Source organism: Pseudomonas asgharzadehiana, from assembly GCF_019139815.1.
Taxonomy (GTDB): domain Bacteria; phylum Pseudomonadota; class Gammaproteobacteria; order Pseudomonadales; family Pseudomonadaceae; genus Aquipseudomonas; species Aquipseudomonas asgharzadehiana.
This window is the reverse complement of sequence record NZ_CP077079.1, coordinates 832879-857896: the sequence shown is the minus strand read 5'-3', so window position 1 is coordinate 857896 and position 25018 is coordinate 832879. Positions and strand designations below refer to the sequence as shown.

Here is a 25018-nt window from a genome sequence, read left to right as displayed (position 1 = left end):
AATCCCCGTTCATTCCTCTGTACGGCGATGTCATGCAATACGCGTATCCCTTGCTGGCCATCTTCATCTGGGCCGGCAATACCGTGGTCAACAAACTGGCCGTCGGCTCGATCTTCCCCTCGGAGATCGGTTTTTACCGCTGGCTGTTCGCGGCGCTGCTGTTCACACCGTTCATGCTCAAACCGGTAGTCGCCCACTGGGCCCGCATTCGCCCGAACCTGGGCAAGATCGTGATCCTCGGCGTGCTGGGCATGGCCGTGTACCAAAGCCTGGCCTATTACGCCGCAGCGCTGACCAGCGCCACCAACATGGGCATCATCCTGTCGCTGATGCCGTTGATGGCCCTGACGGCGGCCATCATCAGCCTCGGCCAGCGCCTGACCTTCGGCGCACTCACCGGTGCCGTGCTGTCGTTTGCCGGCGTGGCCGTGGTGGTCTCGGCCGGCAGCCTGGGGACGCTGCTGCAACATGGGGTCAACCTGGGCGACGGCATGATGCTGGTTGCGACCCTGGCGTATGCGGTCTACAGCACCCTGCTGAAAAAATGGCAACTGCGCCTGCCGCCGTTGGTGTTGCTGTACTTGCAGATACTCGTCGCGGTGGCGGTACTGTTGCCGTTGTTTGTGTTCTCGCCCAAGGCAGGCCTGGGTTGGGCGAATGTTCCGCTGGTGCTGTACGCCTGCATGCTGGCATCGATGCTCGCGCCACTGGCCTGGATGCACTCGGTCAAGACCCTGGGCCCCAGCCGCACCACGTTGTTTTTCAACTTGCTGCCGTTGATTACGGCGTTGATCGCGGCCGTGGTGCTGAAGGAGCAATTGGCGCTGTACCACTTGATAGGTGGCTTGCTCACGCTGGGCGGGGTGATTTTGTCGGAGCGTTGGACAACTCCGGTTCGACTCGCTACACCCCGGCGGCCTTGAGCCGCTGCGCATGCTCCACAAACAGGCGGATCGGCTCGGCGCCCTTGCCCACCAGCCCCAAGGACTGGTTGACGATATCGAAATGGTCCAGCGCATAGTCGTCACCGATCACCCGCCCCAAGTGCGAGCTGTAGCGCCCGACCATGCCGTCGCACTGGCCTTTTTCGCGCACAAAACTGCGGGCAAACAAGCGGCAGCTGCGGTTAGTACCGTCGAACAGGTTGCGGCCACGGTCAGTGGTGCCTGGCTGCAACGTGCCCGACCACGAGTAATAGCGCACGCCATTGACCAGCTCCGCGCCCTGCCCGCCCCACGTGTCGGGCAGCCCCTGGGGGTACTGGCGATTGAACAGCGCTACGCCCGCGCTGGTCAGCGACAGGTGCGATGCGTGCAAGTCTGCCTTGAAGCGCGGCCCGCGATAGCCGGTTTCCAGCACGCCCATCAGCCAGGCAACCAGATGAAACAGCGCACTCATGAGGCGGCCTTTGGCGCCCTCGACGGGGTAGTGGGCATGGATATGGTCGGCCAACTCTGAACCGTGGTTGGGGCCGGCCACCGACGTCACCGACGCCACCCACTCCGGCCGCTTGGCTGCGGCATAACGCGCGGTCAGTGAGCCTTGGCTATGGCCGATGAGGTTGACCTTATCCAAGCCGGTGTCGCGGCGGATCTGCGCGATGTGCACCAGCAACTGCTCGCCACGCACTTCGTTGGAGTCCAGCGGCGCCACCTGCACCGGGAATACCTGGGCTCCACCGGCGCGCAGTGCCGGGACGATGCCATACCAATAGGGGAAGAACCCCAGGCGCACAAACCCGAGCATGCCGGGCACCAGCACCAGCGGATAACGCGTGGCTAACGACTGCGACATGAAGCGAACGTCCCTGATCAAGGAGGAGTCAGTGCAGCGTAGCCGTCTGCGGCTACGTACTCATGACACCTGTAGACAAATCCGATAAAACTTTTTGCGTTGCCTGGGACTCACAACTTGCAGTGATCACGCCGCCAGAGCGTGGCACCCAACCGGATTAGCCCCAGGAGATCGAGATGACTGAAGCACATTTGACCGACGTTGCCACCCTGCGCAGCCGCGCCCGCCAGAACGTCGAAAACGGCGCCGTGACCGAAGGCTACGACGCCGACCGCCAGGAAATCATCCGCCTGCTCAACGAGTCGCTGGCCACCGAGCTGGTGTGCGTGTTGCGCTACAAGCGTCACTACTTCATGGCCAACGGCCTGAAAGCCAGCGTTGCCGCCAATGAATTCCTCGAACACGCGACTCAGGAAGCCGAACACGCCGACAAACTGGCCGAGCGCATCGTGCAGTTGGGCGGCGAACCGGAGTTCAACCCCGACCTGCTGTCCCAGAACTCCCATGCTCAATACGTTGCGGGCAATACCTTGAAGGAAATGGTCTTCGAAGACCTGGTGGCCGAGCGCATCGCGGTGGACAGCTATCGCGAAATCATCCAGTACATCGGTGATAAAGACCCGACCACGCGCCGGATCTTCGAAGACATCCTGGCCCAGGAAGAAGAGCACGCCGATGACATGGCGGACATCCTGCAGGACCTGTAAACCCGTACGGGAGGAGGCTTGCATCCGATAGCGGTGGGTCAGTCAGTACACCCGGCACTGACCCACCGCTATCGGGAGCAAGCCCCCTTCCACATTTAAAGCTGCGTTTGGTCAGTCAGCCCTTCACGGTTTTCGGCGCCTTGCCTTCCTTCATCTGTTGCAGCAACGGCGCGCATTGGTTCGGCACATCCCCACTCGGTGCTACCAGCGCCAGCAACCCCGCCGCCGGCCCCGCGATCACTCCCAGCGCTACCATGCCGGCGCCACGCAGCATCAACGGTACGGCTTTGACCCCGGCATTGGGCTTGATGAACGGCCCGTTCACGTACAGCGGCGAGCGTAGCGAAAACAGGCGAAAGCCCTTGGATTCGGGGGTGATGGTCAGGTCCAGTTGCTCGCTGGCCATGTTCGCGGTGCCGTCGATGTAGATGATGGCGTTCTCGGTATCGAACACAAACAGCCGTGTGGTTGCCAGGCCGGTCTTGATGCCGAAGTCCGCCGCCGCGCAGTTGATCTTCACTTCCTTGTCGCCGAACAGGCGGCCAACCACGTAGTTACCCACGTTGAGCCCGGCGATTTCCATCAGGCCACGGCTGATGGCGCCATCGTTGATCAGCATCTTCAGGTCACCGTTGGCGCTGCCCAGCAGCGCCGCCACCGAGTTACCGCGCCCGGTTATATCAGCGTCGCCGTTGAGTTCACCGAAGCTGGTCTTCATCGGTTCGAACGTCGGGAACAGTTGTTTGAGCTTGAAGTTGCGCGCGGTGAGCCTGGCGCGGCCCTCCATCGGCGTGAGGCGGCCATTCAGGCGGATCTGCGCATCGAGCTTGCCGCCGGCCACGCCGAAGCGCAGCGGTTCCAGGCTCAGTTCGCCATCGTTGAGCACCAGGTGCGTGTAGAGGTCCGTGAAGGGCAAGTCGGCGCTGTGCACGATGCGTTTACCGGTGAACTCCACATCGGCATCCATGTCGCGCCAGCGCTCGGTGCGGAACGCTTCTACCGGCAGCACTTTGGTCGCGGGCTGTTTGCTTTCACCGCCACGGGCTTTTTGCTTGGCGTTGGAATCGGCGCCGATCAAGGGCGCAAGGTCGGTCATCAGCAGTTGGTTGGACACCAAGGCGCCGCTGAGCTTGGGCCGCGGCTGGCTGGCCAGGTAGGCGAGGTTGCCGTGAATGTCGCTGTTGCCGATTTTGCCGTTGAAGTTTTCATAGCGAAATGACGCGCCGCCGGCCTCGTGCAGCTTGGCGATCAGGTGGCCGTCGGTGGAATACGCCGGGGAATCCGGCAGGGTCACGCCAGTGAGTGGGTACAGGTTGCCCAGGCTGGCGCCCGCCAGTTTCAGGCGCAGGTCGAGGGCGCCGAGGTTGAGCGGATCGGTCAGCGTGCCGGCCAGGGCGATGCTGGTGTCGGCGATCTTCACTTGGGCTTGCAGGGGGAACGGCTTGGTCGCGTCCTGCAGGGCCAGCAGGCCGCCGATCTTGCCGGCGCCATCGAGTTTCTGGCCGTGGTATTGGCCTTTGACCTTGAGGCCGAAGGCATAGTCCTGGGGCGCGGCGCCTTTTTCCAGGGCTTTTTTGGCATCGGCATCGCCGACGATTTCGCCGAACGGGATGGGTTTGCCCAGCGGGTCGATGATCACATCGAGTTGGGTCTTGAGGGTTTGGTCGTCGAGGGTCACATGGCCCTTGTCAAAACCGATGGCGCCGATGTCCACCACCCAGTTGGAGGGTTCGGCGTTCGGGTCCTTGGGGTCGAACGTGAAGGTCCAATTGGCGCGGCCATCGGCCAGGCGCTGCAGTTCGGCACTCGGTTCGGTGAGGTCGATACGCGGGATCACCACGCGCTGCACCAGCAGGGCCAGGGGCGAGACGCGCAGTTCGACTTTTTTCAGCGTGACCATGTGCGGTTTTTTCGACCAGTCGGGGTTGCCCAGGGTCAGGTCTTCGGCAATCACGTGGGGCCACGGCACCCAGGCACGCCAGCCGCCTTCATTGGGCTCGCGCTGCCACACCACGGCCAGGTTGCCATTGATGGCGAACGGGCGGTGCAGCTCTTCGGAAACTTTGGCATTGAGGGGCGGTTTGATGCGGTTCCAGTCGAAGAACATCAGAACCAGCACGACCACAGCGATTAACAGAACGAAGCTGGCGCAGCTCCAAGCGACGATTTTACGAGTGCGCGTCATTGCACAGGACTCCTGAATACGACTGGCTGGGTCACAGCCATTGGGACAGCTTTATAAAGCTACGACTGGCAAACCGCCAGGGGGTTTAACGCAGCGGCGAATTTAACTGAAAACACGCATTTTTCTGATCAACCGGACAAATTCGCGCATCAACGGCGCACCATTGTTACCCAGCGTTGTGTCGAAAATACCCACCCCGGTGCAAAACCGCGTGCTTGAGAGCCGCGTCCTAGAGCCCTCGCCGAGAACAATCAATTCTGTTGATTATTACCATTGTGTTTATGAACTTTTATATCGACTTATCGAGAGTAGCATTAGCCCCGTACCCACTTTATCGCCCTCCCAAGGAGCAACCCATCATGAAACGCCAAGTACTCGCTACCGTCCTGTTGTCCATCCTGGCTTCCAGTGCCTTTGCCCTGCCGGCCGCCGAACAGGTCACTCCACAAGTCAAAGCCGACGCCGCGCACTTCAACCAGACCCTGGCTCGCAGCGGCTCCCAAGAAGACGAGAACCGTGACTACGCTAAAGGCGCTGTCGCTGAAAACGGTTCGGACAACGCCAACAAACGCGCTTACACCGAAGGCCTGACCGAAAACGGCCGCAACCGCCTGGAAGAGAAAGGTCTGGTTGAAGGTGGCGCTGATCGCCTGCAAGAACGCAACGCTGTCGCCGAAGGCGGCGCTGAACAAGCCAACGACCGTGCCTACACCCAAGGTATCGCCGAAGGTGGTGCCGACCGCCTGCAAGACCTGCATCAAGCACAGAGCTAACCCGGTGGTGGCCCAGAAAAAAGCCCGATCAGTCGATCGGGCTTTTGACTTTTTGTAACCTGCATCACGCCTGCCTGCGTCAAGTTCGACGCCAACGAAGCTGTTTTGCTAGAGTGCGTCGCTGTACTTACCGACAAAGCTCACCCACCATGCTGCCCCGCGCCGAACAGAAGCAACAGACCCGCCTCGCCCTGATGGACGCTGCCCGCCATCTCATGGAGTGTGGCCGTGGGTTCGGCAGCCTGAGCCTGCGCGAAGTGGCCAAGACGGCCGGCATCGTGCCCACCGGGTTCTATCGCCACTTTGCCGATATGGACCAGCTTGGGCTTGTGTTGGTCAGTGAAGTCGGCCAGACCTTTCGCGCCACCATCCGCCTGGTGCGCCACAACGAATTCGTGATGGGCGGCATTATCGATGCCTCCGTGCGGATTTTTCTCGATGTGGTCTCGGCCAACCGTTCGCAATTCCTGTTCCTGGCCCGCGAGCAATACGGCGGCTGCCTGGCCGTGCGCCAGGCCATCGGTGCGTTGCGCGAGGACATCACCCGCGACCTGGCGGCCGACTTGACGCTGATGCCCAAGTTGCAACACCTGGATGCCGATGGCCTGCACGTGATGGCGGACCTGATCGTCAAAAGCGTGTTCGCCACCCTCCCCGACATCATCGACCCACCGGCCCAGGCGTTGCCCGCGCACCTCACGCCCCAGGCGAAAATCACCCAACAACTGCGTTTTATCTTTATCGGCCTCAAGCACTGGCAAGGCCTGGGCAGCACCGAGTAAACCGATCAGCCGGCCTGATGGAATCGCTTCGCGCTGGTGTAGTACTTGTTCCAGTAGCGGTTGCTGAGCGAATCAATGCGCACCGTCTTGCCGGTACGTGGCGAATGAATGAACTTGCCCTCGCCTATATAAAGCCCCACGTGGCTGACCGGACCGTGCCCATTACCCTTGAAGAACACCGCATCGCCGGGCTTGAGCGCACTGCGCTGAATGGTGGTGGCCGTTGAGCGGTGCATCGCCGTGGTGGTGCGGGGTAATTGGATATTGGCTTGGGTCTTGAACAGGTAGACCAGAAAACTGCTGCAATCGAAACCCTGCTGTACCGAGGTGCCTCCCAATTTGTAGCGGGTGCCCACCAACTGGTGAGCGCGGTCGATCACATCGTCGATCGCCGCGCCTTGCTCGGGCGCGGCAAAGGCGGGGCGTGGCTGCAGATTGGCCGAAGCCGAGGACATGCCCACGGACAGACCGAGAATGACCACAAAAAGTAATAGCTTGAACATGATGAACGTCGCGGCGAATTAAACACGGCGCAAAGCCTAATGATTTCGCAGGTAATGTGATGAACGTAGAATCCCCAGATCCCGTAGGACAAATCCGAGATTGCTCAGAGCGAGTGCGCATGGCGGTAGCGCGCACCATTTTGGAGCACGCGCCGACTCTTTCAACGCCCTGTTTAGTGGCATTGCCCTGCCCGCCTACAGGTAATTCCTACTCTTGACCGGGGTTGGCAAGCCCCTTGCTCTAGCTGTTTCATCGCTCATAGCTGGAAGCTTCCTGATGCTGGTGATCCACCGCCGAATCGCCCCCCAAGCCCTCTGGGCCGCTGAGCTGCTGCTGAATTTCGAAGCCCGCAGCAAAAGCCGCCTGCGCTGTTTCAGTGCCGACGGTGAAGACGTCGGCCTGTTTCTGGAGCGTGGCCAGCCGCCGCTTCACGATGGCGAATTCCTACAGGCCGAAGACGGACGTGTCGTACGCGTGTGCGCCCGGCCTGAACAACTGCTGCATGTCACCTGCGCCAGCGCCTTCGAACTGACCCGCGCTGCCTATCACCTGGGCAACCGCCACGTGGCGTTGCAAGTCGGGGATGGCTGGCTGCGCCTGCTCGATGACTACGTGCTCAAGGCCATGCTTGAACAATTGGGCGCCCATACCGAAACCCTTGAGGCGCCGTTCCAGCCGGAACACGGTGCGTATGGCGGCGGCCATCATCATTCACGCCACGGCGATGAAGATTTCAACTACCCGCCCAAGCTGCACCAGTTCGGCGTACGTTTATGAACCCAGCCTGGGCGCTGCTGCGCCTGGCCAGTCCGCAATTGCCGATTGGCGGCTACAGCTATTCCCAGGGCCTGGAAATGGCCGTGGAGAATGGCCGCGTCAAGGATGCGAGCAGCGCCCGACGCTGGATCAGCGACCAATTGCTGCTCAACCTGGCGCGCTTCGAAGCGCCGCTGTTGCTCGCCCATTGCCGCGCCGCCGCCGAGCAGGATTGGCCGAGGCTGGCGCAATTGTGTGAAGAACACCAAGCCAGTCGTGAAACCCGCGAGCTGTACCAAGAGAGCCGGCAGATGGGTTATTCGCTGCAACAGTTGCTCAATGGCTTGCCGGAGCTGGACGGCGCCGCTCGCGCCTTGCTTGAGCAACACAGCGAGCCCCATCTGGCGTTGGGCTGGGCCCTGGCGGCTCGCGCCTGGAGCATCAGCCCCGACGACGCCCTGGCGGCCTGGCTGTGGAGCTGGCTGGAAAACCAATTGGCCGTGCTGATGAAAACCCTGCCCCTGGGCCAGCAGGCCGCCCAGCGCCTGACCAGCGAACTGCTGCCGCTGCTGCAACAAGCCCAGCAGGATGCCGGCCACATCGCCCCCCACTCGTTCGGCAGTGCCGCTTTCGGCCTGTCATTGGCATGCATGGCCCACGAGCGCCAGTACAGCCGCCTGTTCCGTTCCTAGGAGTTCTTGATTTTGGAGAAGCACATGAACACACAACCCCTGCGCGTCGGCATCGGCGGCCCGGTGGGCTCCGGCAAGACCGCCCTGACCCTGGCCCTGTGCCTGGCGCTGCGCGACCGCTACAACCTGGCGGTGGTGACCAACGATATCTACACCCGCGAAGACGCCGACTTCCTGGTACGCAACGAGGCCCTGGCGCCCGAGCGCATCATCGGCGTGGAAACCGGCGGCTGCCCGCACACGGCGATTCGTGAGGACGCCTCGATCAATCTGGAAGCGGTGGACCAACTCAACCGCCGCTTTCCGGGCCTGGACCTGATCCTGGTGGAGTCCGGTGGGGATAACTTGTCGGCGACCTTCAGCCCCGAGCTGTCGGACCTGACCATCTACGTGATCGATGTGTCTGCCGGCGACAAACTGCCGCGCAAAGGCGGCCCGGGCATCTGCAAATCCGACCTGCTGGTGATCAACAAGATCGACCTCGCGCCGCTGGTCGGTGCCTCGCTGGAGTTGATGAACAGCGATACCCAACGCATGCGCAACGGCAAACCCTTTGTCTTCAGCAATCAGAAAACCGGTGTCGGCCTGGATGACATCGTCGCCTTTATCGAACGCCAGGGCTTGCTGACCGCCGCATAAATCAACCCATAAGGAATCTGCTCATGAGCCTCAAAAAACTCTTCGCAGCCGCCGCCTTGCTGCTCGCCCCGGCCCTGGCCTTCGCTCATCCGGGCCACGGCGACAACGGGCTGCTCGCCGGTATCAGCCACCCCCTGGGCGGCATCGACCATCTGCTTGCCATGGTTGCGGTCGGCCTGTGGGCCGCGCAGCAAAAAGGCGCCGCCCGCTGGGCGCTGCCGTGCACCTTTGTCGGCACCCTGCTGATCGGCGGCGTATTGGGCTTTGAGGGTCTGGCGTTGCCGGCACTGGAAAGCGGGATTGCCGCGTCGGTCCTGGCGCTGGGCCTCGCCGTGGCGCTGGCGGTGCGCCCGCCGTTGTTCATGGCGGTAGGCGCGACGGCGTTGTTTGCGCTGTTCCACGGTGTGGCCCATGGCCTGGAGTTGCCGGACATGACCAGCCCTTGGACGTATGCGGCAGGGTTTGTCGGTGCGACTGCGGTATTGCACGCGGCGGGTTATGCGCTGGTGCGTTGGCTGCCGGCTGCTGCGGCGCCGCTGGTGCGGGTGGCTGGGGCGGCTTCGGCGGTGACGGGAGCTTGGTTGCTGGCGGGCTGATTCGCGGCGCGGTCGAGGGCCTCATCGGGGGCAAGCCCCCTCTCACATTTGAACTGTGTTCACACGTCTGAATGTGGGAGGGCGCTTGCTCCCGATAGCGGTCTCAAAACCAACATCCACCCCAAGCCTGCTACCATGCGCGGCAAACACCCCTGCCGTGACGACGCCAGCCAATGCCCATCGCTTCCCCGCCTGCCTTGAATACCGTGCTCACGCACTTCCACAGCCTGATCGTGCCCCTCTGGCAGGGCCCGGGCTGGAACGCCGAGCTGGCGTTGCCCTATGAGGCGCTGGACGCCGATCACCGGCCTTTGCCCCCCCAACGCTATCGCGCCATGGCGTGCGCCCGACAGTTGTACCTGTTCGCCAGCCTGATTGGCGAACCCGGTGCGGCCTTCGCCGAAGCACGCGCGGCAGTGTTGTTCCGCTCGCTGCAACGGCACTTCCACGACGCGGAGCACGGCGGCTGGTTCTACAGCATCGACCCGGCCGGGCAGCCGTTGGATAAACGCAAAGACCTCTATACCCACGCCTTCATCATCTTTGCCTGTGCCCACTACTGGGCCAAGGTGCGTGAACCGTTGGTGGAGTCGGTGCTCAATGCCGCGCTTGCCGTGGTCGCCGAACGCTTCGCCAGCGGCGACGGCCTGTACGAAGCGGTGCTGGAACGCAACTGGTCTTCCCTCAACGCCGGGCCCTTGCAGAACCCGCTGATGCACCTTGCCGAAGGCTTCCTGGCCACGCTGAGCGTGCGTGAAGACGCCGTCACACAGGACGCGTTGCTCGACTTGGCCACGGCCCTGCAAAAGCGCTTCATCGACCGCCTGCACGGCGTGATGATGGAAAAACCGCTGGGCGCGGTGGATAACTGGTTCGAGCCGGGACACCAGTTCGAATGGTTCTTTTTGCTTGAGTCGTCGGATGTGCTGCGCGGCACTGCGCTGCATGCTTCGCTCACGCGGGCATTTGCCTACGCCGAGCAAAAAGGTGTGGATACGTTAAGCGGTGCGGTCAGCGGCATGCTCGCCCTCGACGGCAGCGTGCGCGACGGTACCCAACGCATCTGGGCCCAGGCCGAATACCTGCGGGCCTTGACCCTGCGCCCCGCCAGCGAAGCGCGGTTACAGCACCAATTGCTGGCGCTGCAACACAACTTCCTGCATGACAAAGGCTGGCACGAATGCCTGGATGCCAACGGCGCCGTGAGCCGACGGGATATGCCGTCGACCACGCCGTATCACCTGGCGACGTGCTATCAGGGGCTTAGCCAGCATTTTTGTTGATTTTTAGGGCCGCATCGGGGGCAACGCCCCGATCCAAAGCCTTACTTGGCGCCACGCTCAATCGCAAACCCAGCCCAGGTCTGGCTCACCGGCATCAGTTCCAGGCGGTTGATATTGACGTGCGCGGGCGTGTTCATGACCCAGAAGATCGTGTCGGCAATGTCTTGCGGCTGGATCGGCTCGGCGCCGGCGTAGGTGGCGTCGTAGCGCGCCTGATCACCGCCGAAGCGCACCAGGGAGAACTCGCTCTCGCACAGGCCGGGCTCGATGTTGGTCACGCGCACGCCGGTGCCTTGCAAGTCGCAACGCAGGTTCAGCGAGAACTGTTTAACGAACGCCTTGGAGCCGCCATACACGTGGCTGCCCGGGTAGGGGTAGCTGCCGGCGATGGAGCCCAGGTTGATGATCCCGGCGCCCCGGCCATGGGCGATCAAGCGTGGCAGCAGCAGGCTGGTGGTGGTCAGCAGGCCCTTGATGTTGGTGTCGACCATGGTTTCCCAATCGTCGAGGCTGCATTTGGGCGCCGGGTCCGTGCCCACGGCCAACCCGGCGTTGTTGATCAGGCCGCGCAACGTGGCGAACGACGGCGGCAGGTTGGCGATGGCGTCTTCCATGCCTTGGCGGTCACGCACATCCACGACCAAGCCATGCACTTCGGTCTGCTTGGAAAGCTCTTCAACCAGGGCATTCAAACGCTCGGCGCGACGGCCGGTGAGCACGAGTTTCCAGCCGGCTTCGGCAAACCGACGGGCGCAGGCTTCGCCGAAACCTGAGGTGGCGCCAGTGATAAACAGCGTGTTGGTCATGGTGTTCTCCTTGCGGGCATCGGGAAAAAATCAGCCAGCAGAATGCCCGTACCCCGCTGTTGCGGCAACCGCTATGCACCTACCTTCATACACAGCTGGTTGTTTTTTAACCACTCAGAGCAACGCCTTATAAACCGTGGCCTGCAGCCATATGCGCGCAGGTTATCCACAACTGCGCCCACAGTCTTTGGGGGCAAGTGCAAAACAGCTCAAGCCTCTATCCACAAGGCCTGCAGGCGATTTTAGAAAGTTTTTTGCTTGACCTCGGCCGAAGCGTATGTAGAGCCACGGCAAGCGGAAAAATCCGAACGATGGCTCCAGGCCAGACATTTCGGCCTCTGCGGCCGTCTTTCCAGAGTTTAGTCACAGACTTATCCACAGGCTGACGAGACATATTCCCGTCATATACCTGTGTCTTTAAACAGGTTGACAAACCCCTTGGGCGGTCGCGAAAAAGTCACTGATCAAAAAACAACCGTCGCGCTGTAAGCCACGGTTTTAAAGGCGTTCAGCCAGCTACTCCCACGTTACCCACAGCCGGTTCCACAGCGGATGGGGACAAGTCAAAACGGTGACAAAACAGGGATTTGCGGCGGCTATATGTCGCGCTTTGGGAGGTGGCCGGATTTGTTTTCCACAATTTCCTAAGCGCCGCAAAACAAATGTGGGAGGGGCGGTGCGACGATTCGACTTGCTCCCGATAGCGGTGGGTCAGTATCAGATGTGCTGACTGATACACCGCTATCGGGAGCAAGCCCCCTCCCACAGGGGGTCGGCGTTTTTATTTAGATCAGTGACCGCCGAGGTAGGCGTTGCGCACGTCCTCGTTCACCAGCAATTCTTTACCGGTGCCCGTCAGGCGGATCTCGCCGTTGACCATCACATACGCCCGGTCCGACAGACGCAGCGCGTGGTTGGCGTTTTGTTCCACCAGGAAGATGGTCATCCCAGTGGCCGCCAGCTCGCGCAGGGTCGAGAAGATCTGCTTCACCACAATCGGCGCCAACCCCAGGCTCGGTTCGTCCAGCAACAACAGCTTGGGCCGGCTCATCAGCGCGCGGGCGATGGCGAGCATCTGCTGCTCGCCACCGGACATGGTCATGGCCCGCTGGTTGCGCCGTTCCTTGAGGCGCGGGAACAGCTCGAACATGCGCTGCATGTCTTCCTGAGCGTATTTGTCGCCAATCGGGATGGTGCCCATCAGCAGGTTTTCCTCCACGGTCATGTCGGGGAACACCCGCCGCCCTTCCGGCGACTGCGCGATGCCATTGGAGGCGATGTAGTGGGATGACTTGTGGGTAATGTCGACACCGTTGTAGAGGATTTGCCCCGACTCGGCCCGCGGCTGGCCGAAGATCGACATCAGCAGCGTGGATTTGCCCGCGCCGTTGGAGCCGATCAGGCTGACCGTTTCACCTTCGTTGATGTGCAGCGAGACTTTTTTCAGGGCCTGGATCGGTCCGTAGAACACGTCCAGGTCCTTCATTTCGAGGATAGGTGCGCTCATACCACTTCCTCTTCGTCTGCGCCCAGGTAGGCGGCAATCACTTTCGGATCGTTGCGTATCGCTTCCGGCCCGCCTTCGGCGATCACGTTGCCGTGGTCCAGCACCACGATGTGGTCGGAAATACTCATCACCATGCCCATGTCGTGTTCGATCAGCACCACCGTAAGGTCGTGTTCGTCGCGCAGCAGGCGAATCATCGCGCTGAGGGCTTCGGTTTCCTGGGGGTTGAGGCCGGCTGCGGGTTCGTCCAGACAGATGATTTGCGGCCGCGTGCACATGGCACGGGCGATTTCCAGGCGGCGCTGCTGGCCGTAGGAAAGCTCACCGGCGAGGCGGTTGGCGCAGTCCACCAGGTCGACCACTTCGAGCCAGTAGAACGCGCAGTCCAGCGCGTCGCTTTCGGCCTTGCGATAGCCCTTGGTGTTGAGAATGCCGGCCAGCATGTTGCGGTTGACCCACATGTGCTGGGCCACCAGCAGGTTTTCCAGCACCGACATTTCCTTGAACAGGCGAATGTTCTGGAAGGTCCGCGCCAGGCCGGCGCGGTTTACCAAGTGGGTGCCGCCAAACATCTTGTAGTACACGCGGCTGAGGAAGCTTTTCGGCGAAACGAAGTCCGTGGCCTGGAAGCGTTCGCCGAGCAGTTGGATCACGTTGGTCTGCTTGCCACGCACGTTGAGTTCGATCTTGCCGCCACTGGCCTTGTAGAAGCCGGTGAGGCAGTTGAATACCGTGGTCTTGCCGGCGCCGTTGGGGCCGATCAGAGCGAAGATCGAGTTGCGTTCGACCTTGAGGCTCACATCGCTCAGGGCCTTGATGCCACCGAAGTGCATCATCAGGTGTTCCACGGACAGGACGACTTCCTTGTTCATGGCGCCACTCCTTTACGTGGGGTTACACCGGTACGGCTGATGCGGATCAGGCCGCGCGGTCGCCAGATCATCATCACCACCATCAGCACGCCAAACAGCAGCACGCGGTACTCGGAGAAGCTGCGCAGCAGTTCCGGCGCTACCGTCAGCACGAATGCCGCGATCACCACGCCGACCGTCGAGCCCATGCCGCCCAACACCACGATGGCCAGGATCAGCGCCGACTCGAAGAAGGTGAACGACGACGGGTTGACGAAGCCCTGGTAGCTGGCAAAGAACACCCCGGCCAAACCGGCGGTGGACGCGCCGATGGTGAATGCAGAGAGCTTGACCAGTACGTGATTCAGGCCCATGGAGCGGCAGGCGATTTCATCTTCACGCAGGGCTTCCCAGGCGCGGCCGACCGGCATGCGGGTCAGGCGGTGCTTGATGTACAACACGGCCAGCACCACCAGGAACAGCACGATGTAGATGAACATGAACTTGATGTTGGGGTTGTAATCGATGCCGAAGAACTCGTGAAACGGGATGCCGCCATCTTTGGCACGCTTGCCGAACTCCAGGCCCAGAAAGGTCGGCGAAGGCACCGGCATACCATTCGGCCCGCCGGTGAACGACAGCCAGTTGTTGAGTACCAGGCGGATGATTTCACCGAAGCCCAGGGTCACGATGGCCAGGTAGTCACCGTGCATTCGCAACACCGGGAACCCGAGTATGCACCCCGCCAGCGCCGCCGCGATGGCCGCCAGTGGCAGTACCGTCCAGAAGCCCAGGCCCAGGTATTGGTAACCCAGCGCCAGGCCATAGGCGCCGATGGCGTAGAACGCCACGTAACCCAGGTCGAGCAGGCCGGCCAGGCCGACCACGATGTTCAGGCCCAGGCCGAGCAGTACATAGATCAAGCCCAGGATGACGACGGTGAGCAGGTACTTGTTGGCGAAGATCGGGAACACGATGGCGATCACGATCAATGCCGGGATAATCCAGCGCAGCCGCGATTTGTAGTCCGGTGCCAGCACATGCACGCCCGAACCACTGCTCTCGAAGCCCTGCAGGATCTTCACGCCCTTGGAGGTTTGCAGGAACAGGCTCATGGCAAAACGGCCGGCCATCACGATGGCGACCAACAGGCCCACGCGAGCCGGTTCCAGGTTGAAGCTGTAGCCGTCGAGGACCACGCCGACAATCGGGCCGAACACGATCAGCGAAATCAGCCCGGCGAGGATCGTATCGACGACACTTTTCTTGATATCGATAGGTTTGGCAGCAGACATGTTTACACCTTCGCCACGAGTGGGCGACCAAGCAGGCCCTGGGGACGGAAAATCAGAATCACCACCAGCAGGGAGAAACTGAACACGTCTTTGTAGTCAGAGTTGATCAACCCCGAGAACAACGACTCGGAGATACCGAGGATGATCCCGCCCAACATCGCCCCAGGCAGGGAGCCGATGCCGCCGAGTACCGCTGCGGTAAACGCCTTGATGCCGATGATGAAGCCGGCATAGAAGTCGAAGGTGCCGTAGTTGAGGGTGATCAGCACGCCGGCCAACGCGGCCATGGCGGCCCCTATGACGAACACATAGGAGATCACGCGATCGGTGTTGATCCCCAGGATCGAGGCCATCTTGCGGTCTTGCTGGGTGGCGCGGCACATGCGGCCGAGCTTGGTGTACTTGATGATGTAGGTCAGCAAAGCCATGCCCGCGAAGGCGGCGACCAGGATGAATACTTTGGTGTAGGTGAGCTGGACGAACCCACTGCCGATATCGACACGCCAGGCCCCGGCCAGCAGGGTAGGAATACCTTGTTGCTTGGCGCCCTGGGCGATCTGCGCGTAGTTCTGCAGGATCAGGGAGATCCCGATGGCGCTGATCAGCGGTGCCAGTCGGGTGGAATTGCGCAGCGGTTTGTAGGCGACACGCTCAATGACCCAACCGTACACGCCAGTGACGACCACGGTGAAGATCAAGGTGCCGAGTATGAGCAGCGGGAAGGATTCGATGCCGAAGTAAGCCAGCAGTGCCAGACTGATCGCCGCGAGGTAAGCGGAAATCATATAAACCTCGCCGTGGGCGAAGTTGATCATGCCAATGATGCCATAGACCATTGTGTAGCCGATGGCGATCAGGCCATAGACCGACCCGAGGGTCAGGCCGTTGACCAGTTGCTGCAGGAAAATACCATCCATAACGCAATCTCACGCGGTGAGCACCTGCACACCGGTGGGTGTGCGGCGCTTCTGGAGGAAAAGACAGATCTTGATAACAACACGGCCTTTTGTGGGAGGGGGCTTGCTCCCGATTGCGGTATGCCAGTCAATAGATTTGAACCTGATGCACCGCTATCGGGGCAAGCCCCCTCCCACAGGGGGGGCCCGTGGCGTTTGTGCTTACTTCTGCTTTTCCAACTGGTGGTATTTGCCGTCCTTGTCCCACTGGTAAACCACGTAGTCGGACACTTTCAGGTCGCCTTTGGCGTCCCAGGTCTTCTCACCCATCACGGTCTTGACCGGGTGAGCCTTGAGCCATTTGGCGGCGTCTTCGCCCTTGTTGGACTTGGCGCCGTTGAAACCGGCGGCCAGGGCCTGCAGCGAGGCGTAGGCGTACAGGGTGTAGCCTTCAGGCTCGTAACCGGCCTTGCGGAACTCTTCGACCACGGCCTTGCTGTCCGGCAGCAGGCGCGGGTCAGCGCCGAAGGTCATGTACACGCCATCGACGTACTGCGCGCCGCCGGCGGTGGCCACCAGTTCGTCGGTCACGACACCGTCGTCGGACATGAACTTGACGTCCTTGAGGCCGGCTTCACGGATCTGGCGGACCAGTGGACCGGCTTCCGGGTGCAGCCCGCCGAAGTACACCACGTCGGCGCCCAGGGAGCGGATCTTGGTGACCAGGGCGCTGAAGTCTTTCTCGCCACGGGTCAGGCCTTCTTCGAGCACCGGCTTGACGCCGCGCTTGGTCAACTGCGCAGCGGTGGCATCGGCCAGGCCTTTGCCGTAGGTGTCCTTGTCGTTGATGACCGCGACTTTCTTACCCTTGAGCACGTCGACGATGTAGTCGCCGGCGACGATGCCTTGCTGGTCGTCACGCCCGCACATGCGGAACATGGCGCCCAGGCCACGCTCGGTCACCTGTGGGTTGGTGGAGCCGGGGGTGATCGCGATGATGCCCGCCTCGTCGTAGACCTCGGAGGCCGGGATGGTGTTGGACGAGCAGAAGTGCCCGACCACGCCGATCACTTTGTCCTGGTCGGCCAGGCGGTTTGCCACGGCCACGGCCTGCTTGGGTTCGCAGGCGTCGTCGCCGGCCACCAGCACGACTTTCTCACCGTTGATGCCGCCGGCCTTGTTGATGACTTCGGCCGCCGCCTGGGCACCCTTCATGTACTGCTCACCGAACGACGCGTTGGCGCCCGTCATGGGCCCCGCCACGCCAATCTTCACATCAGCTTGAACAAACGTAGAAACACCCAGCGCCGCTGCAACGGCGAGGGCCAGAAAACCTTTCTTGTAAAACGTCTGGGACATGAGTGGTGCTCCGATATTTTTGATTTTTGGCACGACAACTTGCGTTCAAACCTTTCACTGAAAGCTCAGAGCAAGCAGCGTGCCATTACGTTTTTATTCTTCAAAAAGACACGGTGTCATTGTTATTACAGGCGTTTCGCCACCGCTTGCCAGCACGTGCAACCCTCTAGCCCAAAGAGGTGCAACCAACCGCTATAAAAAGTACAACCCTAACGGGTCGCACCTGCAACCGGACGCATAAACGACTCTTCCTACACTTGTTACAACGTGCGTAACGGAACTGCACATTTACAGTGCGTGACTGCTACAACTTGCACCAATACAGATGAGTAGCCGCCTAATAAAACCCGGCTATGGAGCGGCAGTTCGCCGCTCAGATCACGATCCGCAGGCATTGCCCGGCGTGATACAGCGAGAATCCCGCCTCATACAGACAACTGCGCAACCCCACACCGGCCAACGGCTGCATCGGCGCGAACGGAATCGGCAATGCCTGGGCATTCTGGTGACACAGGTAGTCGGCAAACGCCTTGCCGACCACGCTGCCGGTGGTCACGCCCCGCCCGTTATAGCCGGTGACGGCCACAAGGCCCGGCGCCGGTTCGAACAGGCGCATCAAGTGGTCGGGCGTGAAGGCAATGCAACCAGTCCAGGTGTACTCCCACTGCACCGATTTGAGGTACGGGAAGTAGTGCTGCTGCACCCGATCGGCCCACGCTTTGAGGAACCAGGCCGGTTTCTGATTGCCGTTACCCAGGCTGCCGAGCAACAGGCGACCCTCGGCATCGCGGCGGATGCTGCTCAAGACCTGGCGCGTATCCCACGACCCCTGGCCACCAGGAAGGATTTGTTTGGCGGCGTCGTCGGTGAGCGGGGCCGACGCGACCTGGTAGTAATAACCGGGGAAAAAGTTACGCCGCAGCTCGGTCCATTCGCCTTCGGTGTAGGCATTGGAGGCGATGACCACCTGTGCCGCCTGCACGGCCCCTTGGGCAGTCTGCACCGACCAGTGGGACCCCTGGCGTTCCAGCCGGGTAACCGGCGAATGGTCGAACAGTTGCCCGCCAAGCCCCACGGCCGCCTCTGCAAGCCCCGAGGTATAGGCCATCGGGTTCAACGTACCCGCCCGTCGGTCCAACAGGGCGGCGGCAATTTTTTGGGTGCCGGTGGCCTGCTCGCAGGCCTGGCCGGTGAGCAACTCCACTGGCGCGCCACGGCGCTTCCATTGTTCTTCACGACTGCGCAGGTCCGCCTCGCCACGGGCGTTGTGCGCCATGTGCAACGTGCCCTCACGGCGCAATTGGCAATCGATGTGGTATTTGTCGATCAGGCTGAACACCAGCGACGGCGCCGCGCCCAACATGCGGTTGAGCTGGCTGCCCACCGCTTCGCCGAACCCGGCTTCGATGTCGTCCGGCGGGATCCACAGGCCGGCGTTTACCAACCCGACGTTGCGCCCCGAACCGCCATGGCCGGTGCGATGGGCCTCCAGCACGGCGACGCTTTTACCCTGTTCCAGCAAGTGAACGGCCGCCGATAAACCGGTGATGCCGGCGCCGATCACGCACACGTCCACCTTGGCCTCGCCCCGAAGCGCGGCACGGTCCGGCCGGCTGGGGGTGAGGTGTTCCCATAAACATGTTTCGCGTAGTGCCATTGCCAGACTCCGATGAGACCCAACAAACCTCTAACTGCAAATGCGCTCAGCGGTGGGAGGTGGCAAGCCCCCTCCCACACTCATCTCACTGCGACTTCAGGTATCAGTCGAAGGTAATGCCCTGGGCCAACGGCAACTCCAGTGAATAGTTCACGGTGTTGGTCTGGCGACGCATATACCCGCGCCACGCATCCGAACCCGACTCACGCCCGCCGCCGGTTTCTTTTTCACCGCCAAACGCGCCACCAATCTCCGCGCCGCTCGGGCCGATATTGACGTTGGCGATGCCGCAGTCACTGCCCACCGCCGACATGAACTGCTCGGCTTCGCGCACATCGGTGGTGAAGATGCACGACGACAAGCCTTGCGGCACGGCGTTGTTCAGGCGCAGCGCTTCGGCGAAGTCGGTGTAGCCGACCACGTACAGAATCGGCGCGAAGGTTTCGGTGCACACCACATCGCTTTGCTCGGGCATTTCCACAATCGCCGGCGATACGTAGTAGGCGTTGGGGAAGGTGTCTTGCAACTGGCGTTTGCCGCCGAACACCTTGCCGCCTTCGCTCAAGGCTTGCTCAAGGGCATCTTGCATGTTGTCGAAGCCGTGCTTGTCGATCAGCGGGCCGATCAGGTTGCCTTCCAGCGGGTGGCCGATGCGCACTTTGGAATAGGCGGCCTTGAGGCGGGTGACGATTTCTGCCTTGACCGACTCATGGGCGATCAGGCGGCGCAGGGTGGTGCAACGCTGGCCGGCGGTGCCGACGGCGCTGAACAGAATGGCGCGTACGGCCATGTCCAGGTCGGCGCTTGGGCCGAGGATCATCGCGTTGTTGCCGCCCAGCTCCAGAATGCTGCGGGCGAAACGCGCGGCAACTTTCGGCGCCACTTCACGGCCCATGCGGGTGCTGCCGGTGGCGCTGATCAACGCTACGCGTGGGTCATCCACCAGCGCAGCGCCGGCATCGCGACCACCAATGATCACCTGACTGAGGTACTGCGGGGCATCGTTAAAGTTTTTCAGCACGCGCTCGAACAGCGCCTGGCACGCCAGGGCGGTGAGCGGGGTTTTTTCCGACGGTTTCCAGATCACCGCGTTGCCGCACACCAGCGCCAGCGCGGTGTTCCACGCCCACACCGCGACCGGGAAGTTGAAGGCGCTGATCACACCGACCACGCCCAGCGGGTGCCAGGTTTCACGCATGTGGTGGCCTGGGCGCTCGGAGGCGATGGTCAAGCCGTACAACTGGCGCGACAGGCCGACGGCGAAATCGCAGATGTCGATCATCTCCTGCACTTCACCCAGGCCTTCCTGAGTGATCTTGCCGGCCTCCCAGGACACCAGCTCACCCAGGTCAGCCTTGTATTCACGCAGCACGTCGCCGAACTGCCGCACCAGCTCGCCACGACGGGGCGCCGGCACGTTGCGCCAGGCTTGGAATGCATGCTCGGCGCGACTGACCTGTTGCTCCACCTCGGCGGCACCTTCCCACTGGACACTGCCGATCAGGCTGCCATCAATCGGCGAATGCACGGGCTGTTTACCCGCCTGGTACAGCGCCGGGTTTACCCCGAGACGATCAAGCAATGCGGCAACCATGGTCACTCCCTCAAATCTGCGTACAAAAAATCGCGCCGCGACATGCACGGCGATCCAGCGCTTATTTGTAGCTGGCCCAAGACTTGCCAACAAACGACGATTAGGCGAGATATCATTCCGTTTATTCATGCAAAGCATAAAAAGAGGCACACCGTGCTGAACAAAAGACATTTGCCCTCGATCACCGCCCTGCAGTGTTTCGAAGCCGCCACCCGCCACCTGAGCTTCACCCGCGCCGCCGAGGAACTGAACCTCACGCAGAGCGCCGTGAGCAAGCAAGTGGCGCAGTTGGAGGAGTTGCTGCAACACCTGCTGTTTCGCCGCGTGCGTCGTCGCCTGCAGATGACCCCGGCGGGCGACCTGTACCTGGTGGAAGTGCGCAAAATCCTCACCCAGGTGGAGATGTCCACCCACTACCTGCGCTCCTATGGCGGCGAAACCGAAGTGTTGCGCGTGTCCACGCCCTACACCTTCGGGGCCCGCTGGTTGGTGCCGCGCCTCAAGGGCTGGCGGCTGCGTCACCCGCAAATCCACCTGGACCTGTGCAACGAACAGGAACCGGATGACTTGCTGCAGGGCAAGGCCGACATGGCGTTCTATTTCGGCCAGGGTTCACGTCCCGGCACCGAGAGTTTGAAGTTGTTCAGCGAGGAACTGGTGCCGGTGTGTGCACCGGAAAGCCTGCCGGCCAAACCGCTCACCGACCCTACGCAGCTCAGCGAGTTGGTGTTGCTGCAAAACGCCTCGCGCCCGCAGGGTTGGCACGATTGGTTTGCCGACCAGGGTTACCAGACCGAACACAGCTACCACGGGCCGCGTTTCGATACGTTCTATATGTGCATTCGTGCCGCGCAGGTGGGCTGTGGGGTCGCGCTGCTGCCCAGGTTTCTGGTGGAAGAGGAGTTGGCCGACGGCAAGCTGGTGATTCCCTGGCCGCATGCGATGCCGAGCCGGGATGCTTATTACCTGGCGTATCCGGAGCACTCGGCGGAAGTGCCCAAGGTACGCAATTTTGTGAAGTGGATGATGGAGCAGGTTATTTAGTGCCTGCTCCCGATAGCGTCAGTAGCCGTGGCAAAAAAAATCACTGGCAAAACCCCACAGGTCTATGCGCCACTAGCCCCCTTCCTTAATTGCGCGTAAAGGCCGGCGCTCAGCGCCGACCCGTCTGGAGATTCCCGTTATGAGCGAGAGTGTGTTTGCCGATCGCATCGTGCAGAACCTGCTCGACACCGACTTCTACAAGCTGACCATGATGCAGGCGGTGCTGCACAACTACCCCAACGTGGAAGTTGAATGGGAGTTTCGTTGCCGTAACAGTGAGGATCTGCGCCCCTACCTGGCCGAGATCCGCTACCAGATCGAGCGCCTCGCGGACCTGAGTCTGAGCCCTGACCAGTTGGGGTTCCTGGAGCGCATCAGCTTTATGAAGCCGGATTTTTTGCGCTTCCTGGGGCTGTTCCGCTTCAACCTGCGCTATGTGCAAACCGGCATCGAGAACGGTGAGCTGTTTATCCGCCTGCGCGGGCCATGGCTGCATGTGATTCTGTTCGAGGTGCCGATGCTGGCCATCGTCAGCGAAGTGCGCAACCGCTACCGCTACCAGAGCGTGATCCTCGAACAGGCTCGCGAGCAGCTGTACCGCAAGTTCGACTGGCTGACCGCAAATGCCGGCAGCGATGAACTGGCCGAGCTGCAAGTGGCCGACTTCGGCACGCGCCGGCGCTTCTCGTACCGGGTGCAGGAAGAAGTGGTCAACGTGCTCAAGCACGACTTCCCCGGACGGTTTGTCGGCACCAGTAACGTACACCTGGCCCGCGAGCTGGACATCAAACCCCTGGGCACCATGGCCCATGAATGGATCATGGCCCACCAGCAACTCGGCCCGCGCCTGATCGACAGCCAGATCGCCGCCCTCGACTGCTGGGTCCGCGAATACCGTGGCCTGCTGGGTATCGCCCTGACTGATTGCATCACCACCGACGCCTTCCTGGGCGACTTCGACTTGTACTTCGCCAAGCTGTTCGACGGCCTGCGCCACGACTCCGGCGACCCGGTGCAATGGGCAGAAAAAGCCATCGCCCACTACCACAAGCTCGGTATCGAGCCGATGAGCAAGACCCTGGTGTTCTCCGACAGCCTGTCGCTGCCCAAGGCCCTGGAGATATTCCGCGCGTTGCGGGGCCGCATTAATGTGAGCTTCGGCATCGGCACCAACCTGACCTGCGATATCCCAGGGGTGGAACCGATGAGCATCGTGCTTAAGATGACCGCCTGCAATGGCCAGCCCGTCGCTAAGATCTCCGATGAAGCGGGCAAGACCCACTGCACCGACCCGAATTTTGTCGCCTATTTGCGTCACGTTTTCAAAGTACCTGCCCTATCCAGCAAGGAGTGAATCATGCAAGCCGTACAGCGTGAGATTGCGCAGCAGCTCAACGTGCAAGCGCCGTTCAAAGACCAGGCCGCCCTTGAGGCCGAGGTGGCGCGCCGCGTGACCTTTATCCAGGACTGCCTGCGCAATTCAGGCCTCAAGGCGCTGGTGCTGGGCATCAGCGGCGGTGTCGACTCCCTCACCGCCGGCCTGCTGGCCCAGCGCGCCATGCAGGAACTGCGCGCCAGCACCGGTGATGAGGCGTATACGTTCATCGCCGTGCGCCTGCCCTACGAAACCCAGTTCGACGAAATCGACGCCCAGGCCTCGGTGGACTTTATCGAACCCCACGAGCGCCACACCGTGAATATCGGCCCGGCGGTGAAATCGCTGGCCAATGAGGTGGCGGCGTTTGAAGGCCAGGCCGCGGTGTCCCGCGACTTCGTGCTAGGCAACACCAAGGCGCGCATGCGCATGGTGGCGCAATACACCATCGCCGGCGCGGCCGGTGGCCTGGTGATCGGGACCGACCATGCGGCGGAAGCGGTGATGGGGTTTTTCACCAAGTTCGGTGATGGGGCCTGTGATCTGGCGCCGCTGAGCGGGCTGGTAAAGAACCAGGTGCGTGCCATTGCGCGGCATTTCGGTGCGCCGGAATCGTTGGTTGAGAAGGTACCGACGGCCGACCTCGAAGACCTGTCGCCGGGCAAGCCGGACGAAGCGTCACATGGCGTGACCTACGCCGAGATCGATGCGTTCCTGCACGGCGAGCCGGTGCGGGAAGAGGCATTCCGGATCATCTGCGAGACATACCGCAAGACCGAGCACAAGCGGGTGATGCCGTTTGCGCCGTGAGGTGAGTCAGACAGCTTTGCAGTGACTGTCAGATAGCTATCGGGGGCAAGCCCCCTCCCACACTTGACCGAGTTCCAGCATGTGAATGCGGTCGAATGTGGGAGGGGGCTTGCTCCCGACGAACGATGACGCGGCCTTATTTGACGACCACAGTGCCTTTCATCATCGAGATGTGGCCTGGGAACGAGCAGAAGAACGCATAGTCCGTCCCGGCGGCCAGTTTCGACACATCGAACGTCACCGAATCTTTCTCGCCGGCACCGATGATCTTGGTGTGGGCGATGATGCGGGCGTCACCTTCTTTCAGGTAGTTCTTGTCGATACCGGCGGCCATGCCGTCGCTGGCGATACCAGGCATATCGGCGGCAGAACTCAGTACCCAGTTATGCCCCATGACATTTTTCGGCAAGCTGCCGGAGTGAGTCAGCTCAACGGTGAACGTCTTGCAGCTTTTGTCGATTTCAATGGCTTTGGTGTTGAAGGACATCTGGTCAGTGGAGTCGACGGTGACCTTGCACTCTGCAGCAAGCAACTGGCCGCTCGCCAGAGTCAGCAGGGAAACAGCAACGAGTTTGGCAAACATGTGAATCTCCAAGGCAGGGTTTAAACAACGCGGATTGCGATAAGGGTGCCTCAAACGGGCTTGAATGCTTATGATCTGAATCAACAAATTGTATACAACTTTAGGCTATCAGACTTATCAACACAATCTACCAGCCTAAGTCGCAGCACCCGCCTATGATCGGCCCAACACTCACTGGAGCCCGAGCCATGCACTTCAATCAATTCTTCAACGGCCTGTTGGCCGCGTATGCCTGCGGTAAGTGAAGACCAAGCGCGTCGCTAAGCTGCTACCATAGCGACCCAAGGCAGCTGCGCGCCGCCACCCTCACCTTCGACCCAAGAGGATCGCCCATGGCCAAACCTAATTACTCCTTCGCCAAACGTCAGAGAGACTTGGCCAAGGAACAGAAGAAAGAGGAAAAACTGCAACGCAAGAAAGCCGCTGCCGATGAAGAAACCGGCGCACTGAACCCGGACGTCGATGCTGAAGAAACGAACGACGAGACGGAAACACCAAAAGATCCGGCTGAATAATTTTCTTTGTGGTGA

The 25018-nt window shown here is 61.3% G+C and carries 25 protein-coding genes; 13 read left to right on the top strand and 12 right to left on the bottom strand.

Going from position 1 to position 25018, the window contains the following annotated elements:
- The first annotated feature begins 32 nt into the window (after positions 1-32).
- Positions 33-923, top strand: a complete 891-nt coding sequence (locus KSS96_RS03785; protein ID WP_065879431.1) for a DMT family transporter — start codon at positions 33-35, stop codon at positions 921-923.
- Here KSS96_RS03785 and KSS96_RS03780 read toward each other — a convergent pair.
- Positions 904-1794, bottom strand: a complete 891-nt coding sequence (locus KSS96_RS03780) for an esterase/lipase family protein (protein WP_017526379.1) — start codon at positions 1792-1794, stop codon at positions 904-906. The genes KSS96_RS03785 and KSS96_RS03780 overlap by 20 nt on opposite strands.
- Before the next feature lie 176 nt (positions 1795-1970).
- On the opposite strand from KSS96_RS03780, the gene KSS96_RS03775 reads away from it, so the two are divergent.
- Positions 1971-2501 carry a ferritin-like domain-containing protein gene (locus tag KSS96_RS03775; RefSeq protein WP_017526380.1) on the top strand — a complete coding sequence of 177 codons (531 nt, stop codon included), beginning with the start codon at positions 1971-1973 and terminating at the stop codon, positions 2499-2501.
- Positions 2502-2616: 115 nt separating this feature from the next.
- Here KSS96_RS03775 and KSS96_RS03770 read toward each other — a convergent pair whose 3' ends face one another.
- Complete coding sequence (locus KSS96_RS03770) at positions 2617-4686, bottom strand: AsmA family protein (RefSeq protein ID WP_217855739.1); 2070 nt, start codon at positions 4684-4686, stop codon at positions 2617-2619.
- A 359-nt stretch (positions 4687-5045) separates the two neighbouring features.
- On the opposite strand from KSS96_RS03770, the gene KSS96_RS03765 reads away from it, so the two are divergent.
- Both KSS96_RS03765 and KSS96_RS03760 read left to right on the top strand, forming a co-directional pair.
- Positions 5046-5459: a hypothetical protein gene (locus KSS96_RS03765; RefSeq protein WP_017526382.1), complete on the top strand. Its 414-nt coding sequence runs from the start codon at positions 5046-5048 to the stop codon at positions 5457-5459.
- 149 nt (positions 5460-5608) lie between these two features.
- Entirely contained in the window at positions 5609-6241 is a 633-nt protein-coding gene (locus KSS96_RS03760) for a TetR family transcriptional regulator (RefSeq protein WP_017526383.1), read from the top strand.
- A gap of 5 nt (positions 6242-6246) precedes the next feature.
- Here KSS96_RS03760 and KSS96_RS03755 read toward each other — a convergent pair whose 3' ends face one another.
- Positions 6247-6744, bottom strand: coding sequence for a C40 family peptidase (locus KSS96_RS03755; protein WP_135196322.1), 498 nt, complete (start codon positions 6742-6744; stop codon positions 6247-6249).
- Between the two features lie 277 nt (positions 6745-7021).
- Here KSS96_RS03755 and ureE point away from each other — a divergent pair, with 277 nt between their 5' ends.
- From ureE to KSS96_RS03730, 5 genes are all read left to right on the top strand, one after another.
- On the top strand, positions 7022-7522 hold the full coding sequence (gene ureE, locus KSS96_RS03750; RefSeq protein WP_017526385.1) for an urease accessory protein UreE: 501 nt from the start codon (positions 7022-7024) through the stop codon (positions 7520-7522).
- Positions 7519-8193 carry an urease accessory protein UreF gene (locus tag KSS96_RS03745; protein ID WP_017526386.1) on the top strand — a complete coding sequence of 225 codons (675 nt, stop codon included), beginning with the start codon at positions 7519-7521 and terminating at the stop codon, positions 8191-8193. Before ureE ends, KSS96_RS03745 begins: the two co-directional genes overlap by 4 nt.
- Positions 8194-8217: 24 nt before the next feature.
- Entirely contained in the window at positions 8218-8832 is a 615-nt protein-coding gene (gene ureG / locus KSS96_RS03740) for an urease accessory protein UreG (protein ID WP_017526387.1), read from the top strand.
- 23 nt (positions 8833-8855) lie between these two features.
- Positions 8856-9428, top strand: coding sequence for a HupE/UreJ family protein (locus KSS96_RS03735; RefSeq protein WP_068936072.1), 573 nt, complete (start codon positions 8856-8858; stop codon positions 9426-9428).
- 173 nt (positions 9429-9601) lie between these two features.
- Positions 9602-10711: an AGE family epimerase/isomerase gene (locus KSS96_RS03730; protein WP_065879434.1), complete on the top strand. Its 1110-nt coding sequence runs from the start codon at positions 9602-9604 to the stop codon at positions 10709-10711.
- 41 nt (positions 10712-10752) lie between these two features.
- On the opposite strand, the gene KSS96_RS03725 is transcribed toward KSS96_RS03730, so the two are convergent.
- From KSS96_RS03725 to amaB, 8 genes are all read right to left on the bottom strand, one after another.
- Positions 10753-11517 (bottom strand): SDR family oxidoreductase, encoded by a 765-nt coding sequence (locus tag KSS96_RS03725; protein ID WP_017526390.1) that lies wholly within the window; start codon positions 11515-11517, stop codon positions 10753-10755.
- 790 nt (positions 11518-12307) lie between these two features.
- Positions 12308-13024, bottom strand: coding sequence for an ABC transporter ATP-binding protein (locus KSS96_RS03720; RefSeq protein WP_017526391.1), 717 nt, complete (start codon positions 13022-13024; stop codon positions 12308-12310).
- Positions 13021-13896 (bottom strand): ABC transporter ATP-binding protein, encoded by an 876-nt coding sequence (locus KSS96_RS03715; RefSeq protein ID WP_116079030.1) that lies wholly within the window; start codon positions 13894-13896, stop codon positions 13021-13023. Before KSS96_RS03715 ends, KSS96_RS03720 begins: the two co-directional genes overlap by 4 nt.
- Complete coding sequence (gene livM / locus KSS96_RS03710) at positions 13893-15170, bottom strand: high-affinity branched-chain amino acid ABC transporter permease LivM (protein WP_017526393.1); 1278 nt, start codon at positions 15168-15170, stop codon at positions 13893-13895. Before livM ends, KSS96_RS03715 begins: the two co-directional genes overlap by 4 nt.
- A 2-nt stretch (positions 15171-15172) precedes the next feature.
- Positions 15173-16087, bottom strand: coding sequence for an ABC transporter permease subunit (locus KSS96_RS03705; RefSeq protein ID WP_003236186.1), 915 nt, complete (start codon positions 16085-16087; stop codon positions 15173-15175).
- Between the two features lie 201 nt (positions 16088-16288).
- Positions 16289-17425: a branched-chain amino acid ABC transporter substrate-binding protein gene (locus KSS96_RS03700; protein ID WP_027607701.1), complete on the bottom strand. Its 1137-nt coding sequence runs from the start codon at positions 17423-17425 to the stop codon at positions 16289-16291.
- 373 nt (positions 17426-17798) lie between these two features.
- Positions 17799-19082, bottom strand: coding sequence for an L-pipecolate oxidase (gene amaA, locus KSS96_RS03695; RefSeq protein WP_065879435.1), 1284 nt, complete (start codon positions 19080-19082; stop codon positions 17799-17801).
- Between the two features lie 103 nt (positions 19083-19185).
- Positions 19186-20676, bottom strand: coding sequence for an L-piperidine-6-carboxylate dehydrogenase (amaB, locus tag KSS96_RS03690; RefSeq protein ID WP_065879436.1), 1491 nt, complete (start codon positions 20674-20676; stop codon positions 19186-19188).
- Between the two features lie 153 nt (positions 20677-20829).
- Here amaB and KSS96_RS03685 point away from each other — a divergent pair, with 153 nt between their 5' ends.
- The 3 genes from KSS96_RS03685 to nadE all read left to right on the top strand — a co-directional run bounded on the left by KSS96_RS03685 (position 20830) and on the right by nadE (position 23905).
- Positions 20830-21720, top strand: a complete 891-nt coding sequence (locus KSS96_RS03685; RefSeq protein ID WP_017526398.1) for a LysR family transcriptional regulator — start codon at positions 20830-20832, stop codon at positions 21718-21720.
- A gap of 139 nt (positions 21721-21859) precedes the next feature.
- The gene (pncB, locus tag KSS96_RS03680) at positions 21860-23074 is read left to right on the top strand and encodes a nicotinate phosphoribosyltransferase (RefSeq protein ID WP_017526399.1); all 1215 of its coding nucleotides are present in this window, start codon (positions 21860-21862) and stop codon (positions 23072-23074) included.
- Positions 23075-23077: 3 nt separating this feature from the next.
- Positions 23078-23905 (top strand): NAD(+) synthase, encoded by an 828-nt coding sequence (nadE, locus tag KSS96_RS03675; RefSeq protein ID WP_017526400.1) that lies wholly within the window; start codon positions 23078-23080, stop codon positions 23903-23905.
- Between the two features lie 136 nt (positions 23906-24041).
- Here the strand turns inward: nadE and azu are convergent, their stop codons facing one another.
- Positions 24042-24488: an azurin gene (gene azu, locus KSS96_RS03670; RefSeq protein ID WP_017526401.1), complete on the bottom strand. Its 447-nt coding sequence runs from the start codon at positions 24486-24488 to the stop codon at positions 24042-24044.
- Positions 24489-24820: 332 nt separating this feature from the next.
- On the opposite strand from azu, the gene KSS96_RS03665 reads away from it, so the two are divergent.
- Positions 24821-25003, top strand: a complete 183-nt coding sequence (locus KSS96_RS03665) for a hypothetical protein (RefSeq protein ID WP_017526402.1) — start codon at positions 24821-24823, stop codon at positions 25001-25003.
- Positions 25004-25018 lie beyond the last annotated feature (15 nt).

Excerpts from the sequence above, each read along its gene's own strand:
- KSS96_RS03785 (WP_065879431.1), top strand. The coding sequence starts at position 33 with ATGCAATACGCGTATCCCTTGCTGGCCATCTTCATCTGGGCCGGCAAT.
- KSS96_RS03780 (WP_017526379.1), bottom strand. The coding sequence starts at position 1,794 with ATGTCGCAGTCGTTAGCCACGCGTTATCCGCTGGTGCTGGTGCCCGGC.
- KSS96_RS03775 (WP_017526380.1), top strand. The coding sequence starts at position 1,971 with ATGACTGAAGCACATTTGACCGACGTTGCCACCCTGCGCAGCCGCGCC.
- KSS96_RS03770 (WP_217855739.1), bottom strand. The coding sequence starts at position 4,686 with ATGACGCGCACTCGTAAAATCGTCGCTTGGAGCTGCGCCAGCTTCGTT.
- KSS96_RS03765 (WP_017526382.1), top strand. The coding sequence starts at position 5,046 with ATGAAACGCCAAGTACTCGCTACCGTCCTGTTGTCCATCCTGGCTTCC.
- KSS96_RS03760 (WP_017526383.1), top strand. The coding sequence starts at position 5,609 with ATGCTGCCCCGCGCCGAACAGAAGCAACAGACCCGCCTCGCCCTGATG.
- KSS96_RS03755 (WP_135196322.1), bottom strand. The coding sequence starts at position 6,744 with ATGTTCAAGCTATTACTTTTTGTGGTCATTCTCGGTCTGTCCGTGGGC.
- ureE (WP_017526385.1), top strand. The coding sequence starts at position 7,022 with ATGCTGGTGATCCACCGCCGAATCGCCCCCCAAGCCCTCTGGGCCGCT.
- KSS96_RS03745 (WP_017526386.1), top strand. The coding sequence starts at position 7,519 with ATGAACCCAGCCTGGGCGCTGCTGCGCCTGGCCAGTCCGCAATTGCCG.
- ureG (WP_017526387.1), top strand. The coding sequence starts at position 8,218 with ATGAACACACAACCCCTGCGCGTCGGCATCGGCGGCCCGGTGGGCTCC.
- KSS96_RS03735 (WP_068936072.1), top strand. The coding sequence starts at position 8,856 with ATGAGCCTCAAAAAACTCTTCGCAGCCGCCGCCTTGCTGCTCGCCCCG.
- KSS96_RS03730 (WP_065879434.1), top strand. The coding sequence starts at position 9,602 with ATGCCCATCGCTTCCCCGCCTGCCTTGAATACCGTGCTCACGCACTTC.
- KSS96_RS03725 (WP_017526390.1), bottom strand. The coding sequence starts at position 11,517 with ATGACCAACACGCTGTTTATCACTGGCGCCACCTCAGGTTTCGGCGAA.
- KSS96_RS03720 (WP_017526391.1), bottom strand. The coding sequence starts at position 13,024 with ATGAGCGCACCTATCCTCGAAATGAAGGACCTGGACGTGTTCTACGGA.
- KSS96_RS03715 (WP_116079030.1), bottom strand. The coding sequence starts at position 13,896 with ATGAACAAGGAAGTCGTCCTGTCCGTGGAACACCTGATGATGCACTTC.
- livM (WP_017526393.1), bottom strand. The coding sequence starts at position 15,170 with ATGTCTGCTGCCAAACCTATCGATATCAAGAAAAGTGTCGTCGATACG.
- KSS96_RS03705 (WP_003236186.1), bottom strand. The coding sequence starts at position 16,087 with ATGGATGGTATTTTCCTGCAGCAACTGGTCAACGGCCTGACCCTCGGG.
- KSS96_RS03700 (WP_027607701.1), bottom strand. The coding sequence starts at position 17,425 with ATGTCCCAGACGTTTTACAAGAAAGGTTTTCTGGCCCTCGCCGTTGCA.
- amaA (WP_065879435.1), bottom strand. The coding sequence starts at position 19,082 with ATGGCACTACGCGAAACATGTTTATGGGAACACCTCACCCCCAGCCGG.
- amaB (WP_065879436.1), bottom strand. The coding sequence starts at position 20,676 with ATGGTTGCCGCATTGCTTGATCGTCTCGGGGTAAACCCGGCGCTGTAC.
- pncB (WP_017526399.1), top strand. The coding sequence starts at position 21,860 with ATGAGCGAGAGTGTGTTTGCCGATCGCATCGTGCAGAACCTGCTCGAC.
- nadE (WP_017526400.1), top strand. The coding sequence starts at position 23,078 with ATGCAAGCCGTACAGCGTGAGATTGCGCAGCAGCTCAACGTGCAAGCG.
- azu (WP_017526401.1), bottom strand. The coding sequence starts at position 24,488 with ATGTTTGCCAAACTCGTTGCTGTTTCCCTGCTGACTCTGGCGAGCGGC.
- KSS96_RS03665 (WP_017526402.1), top strand. The coding sequence starts at position 24,821 with ATGGCCAAACCTAATTACTCCTTCGCCAAACGTCAGAGAGACTTGGCC.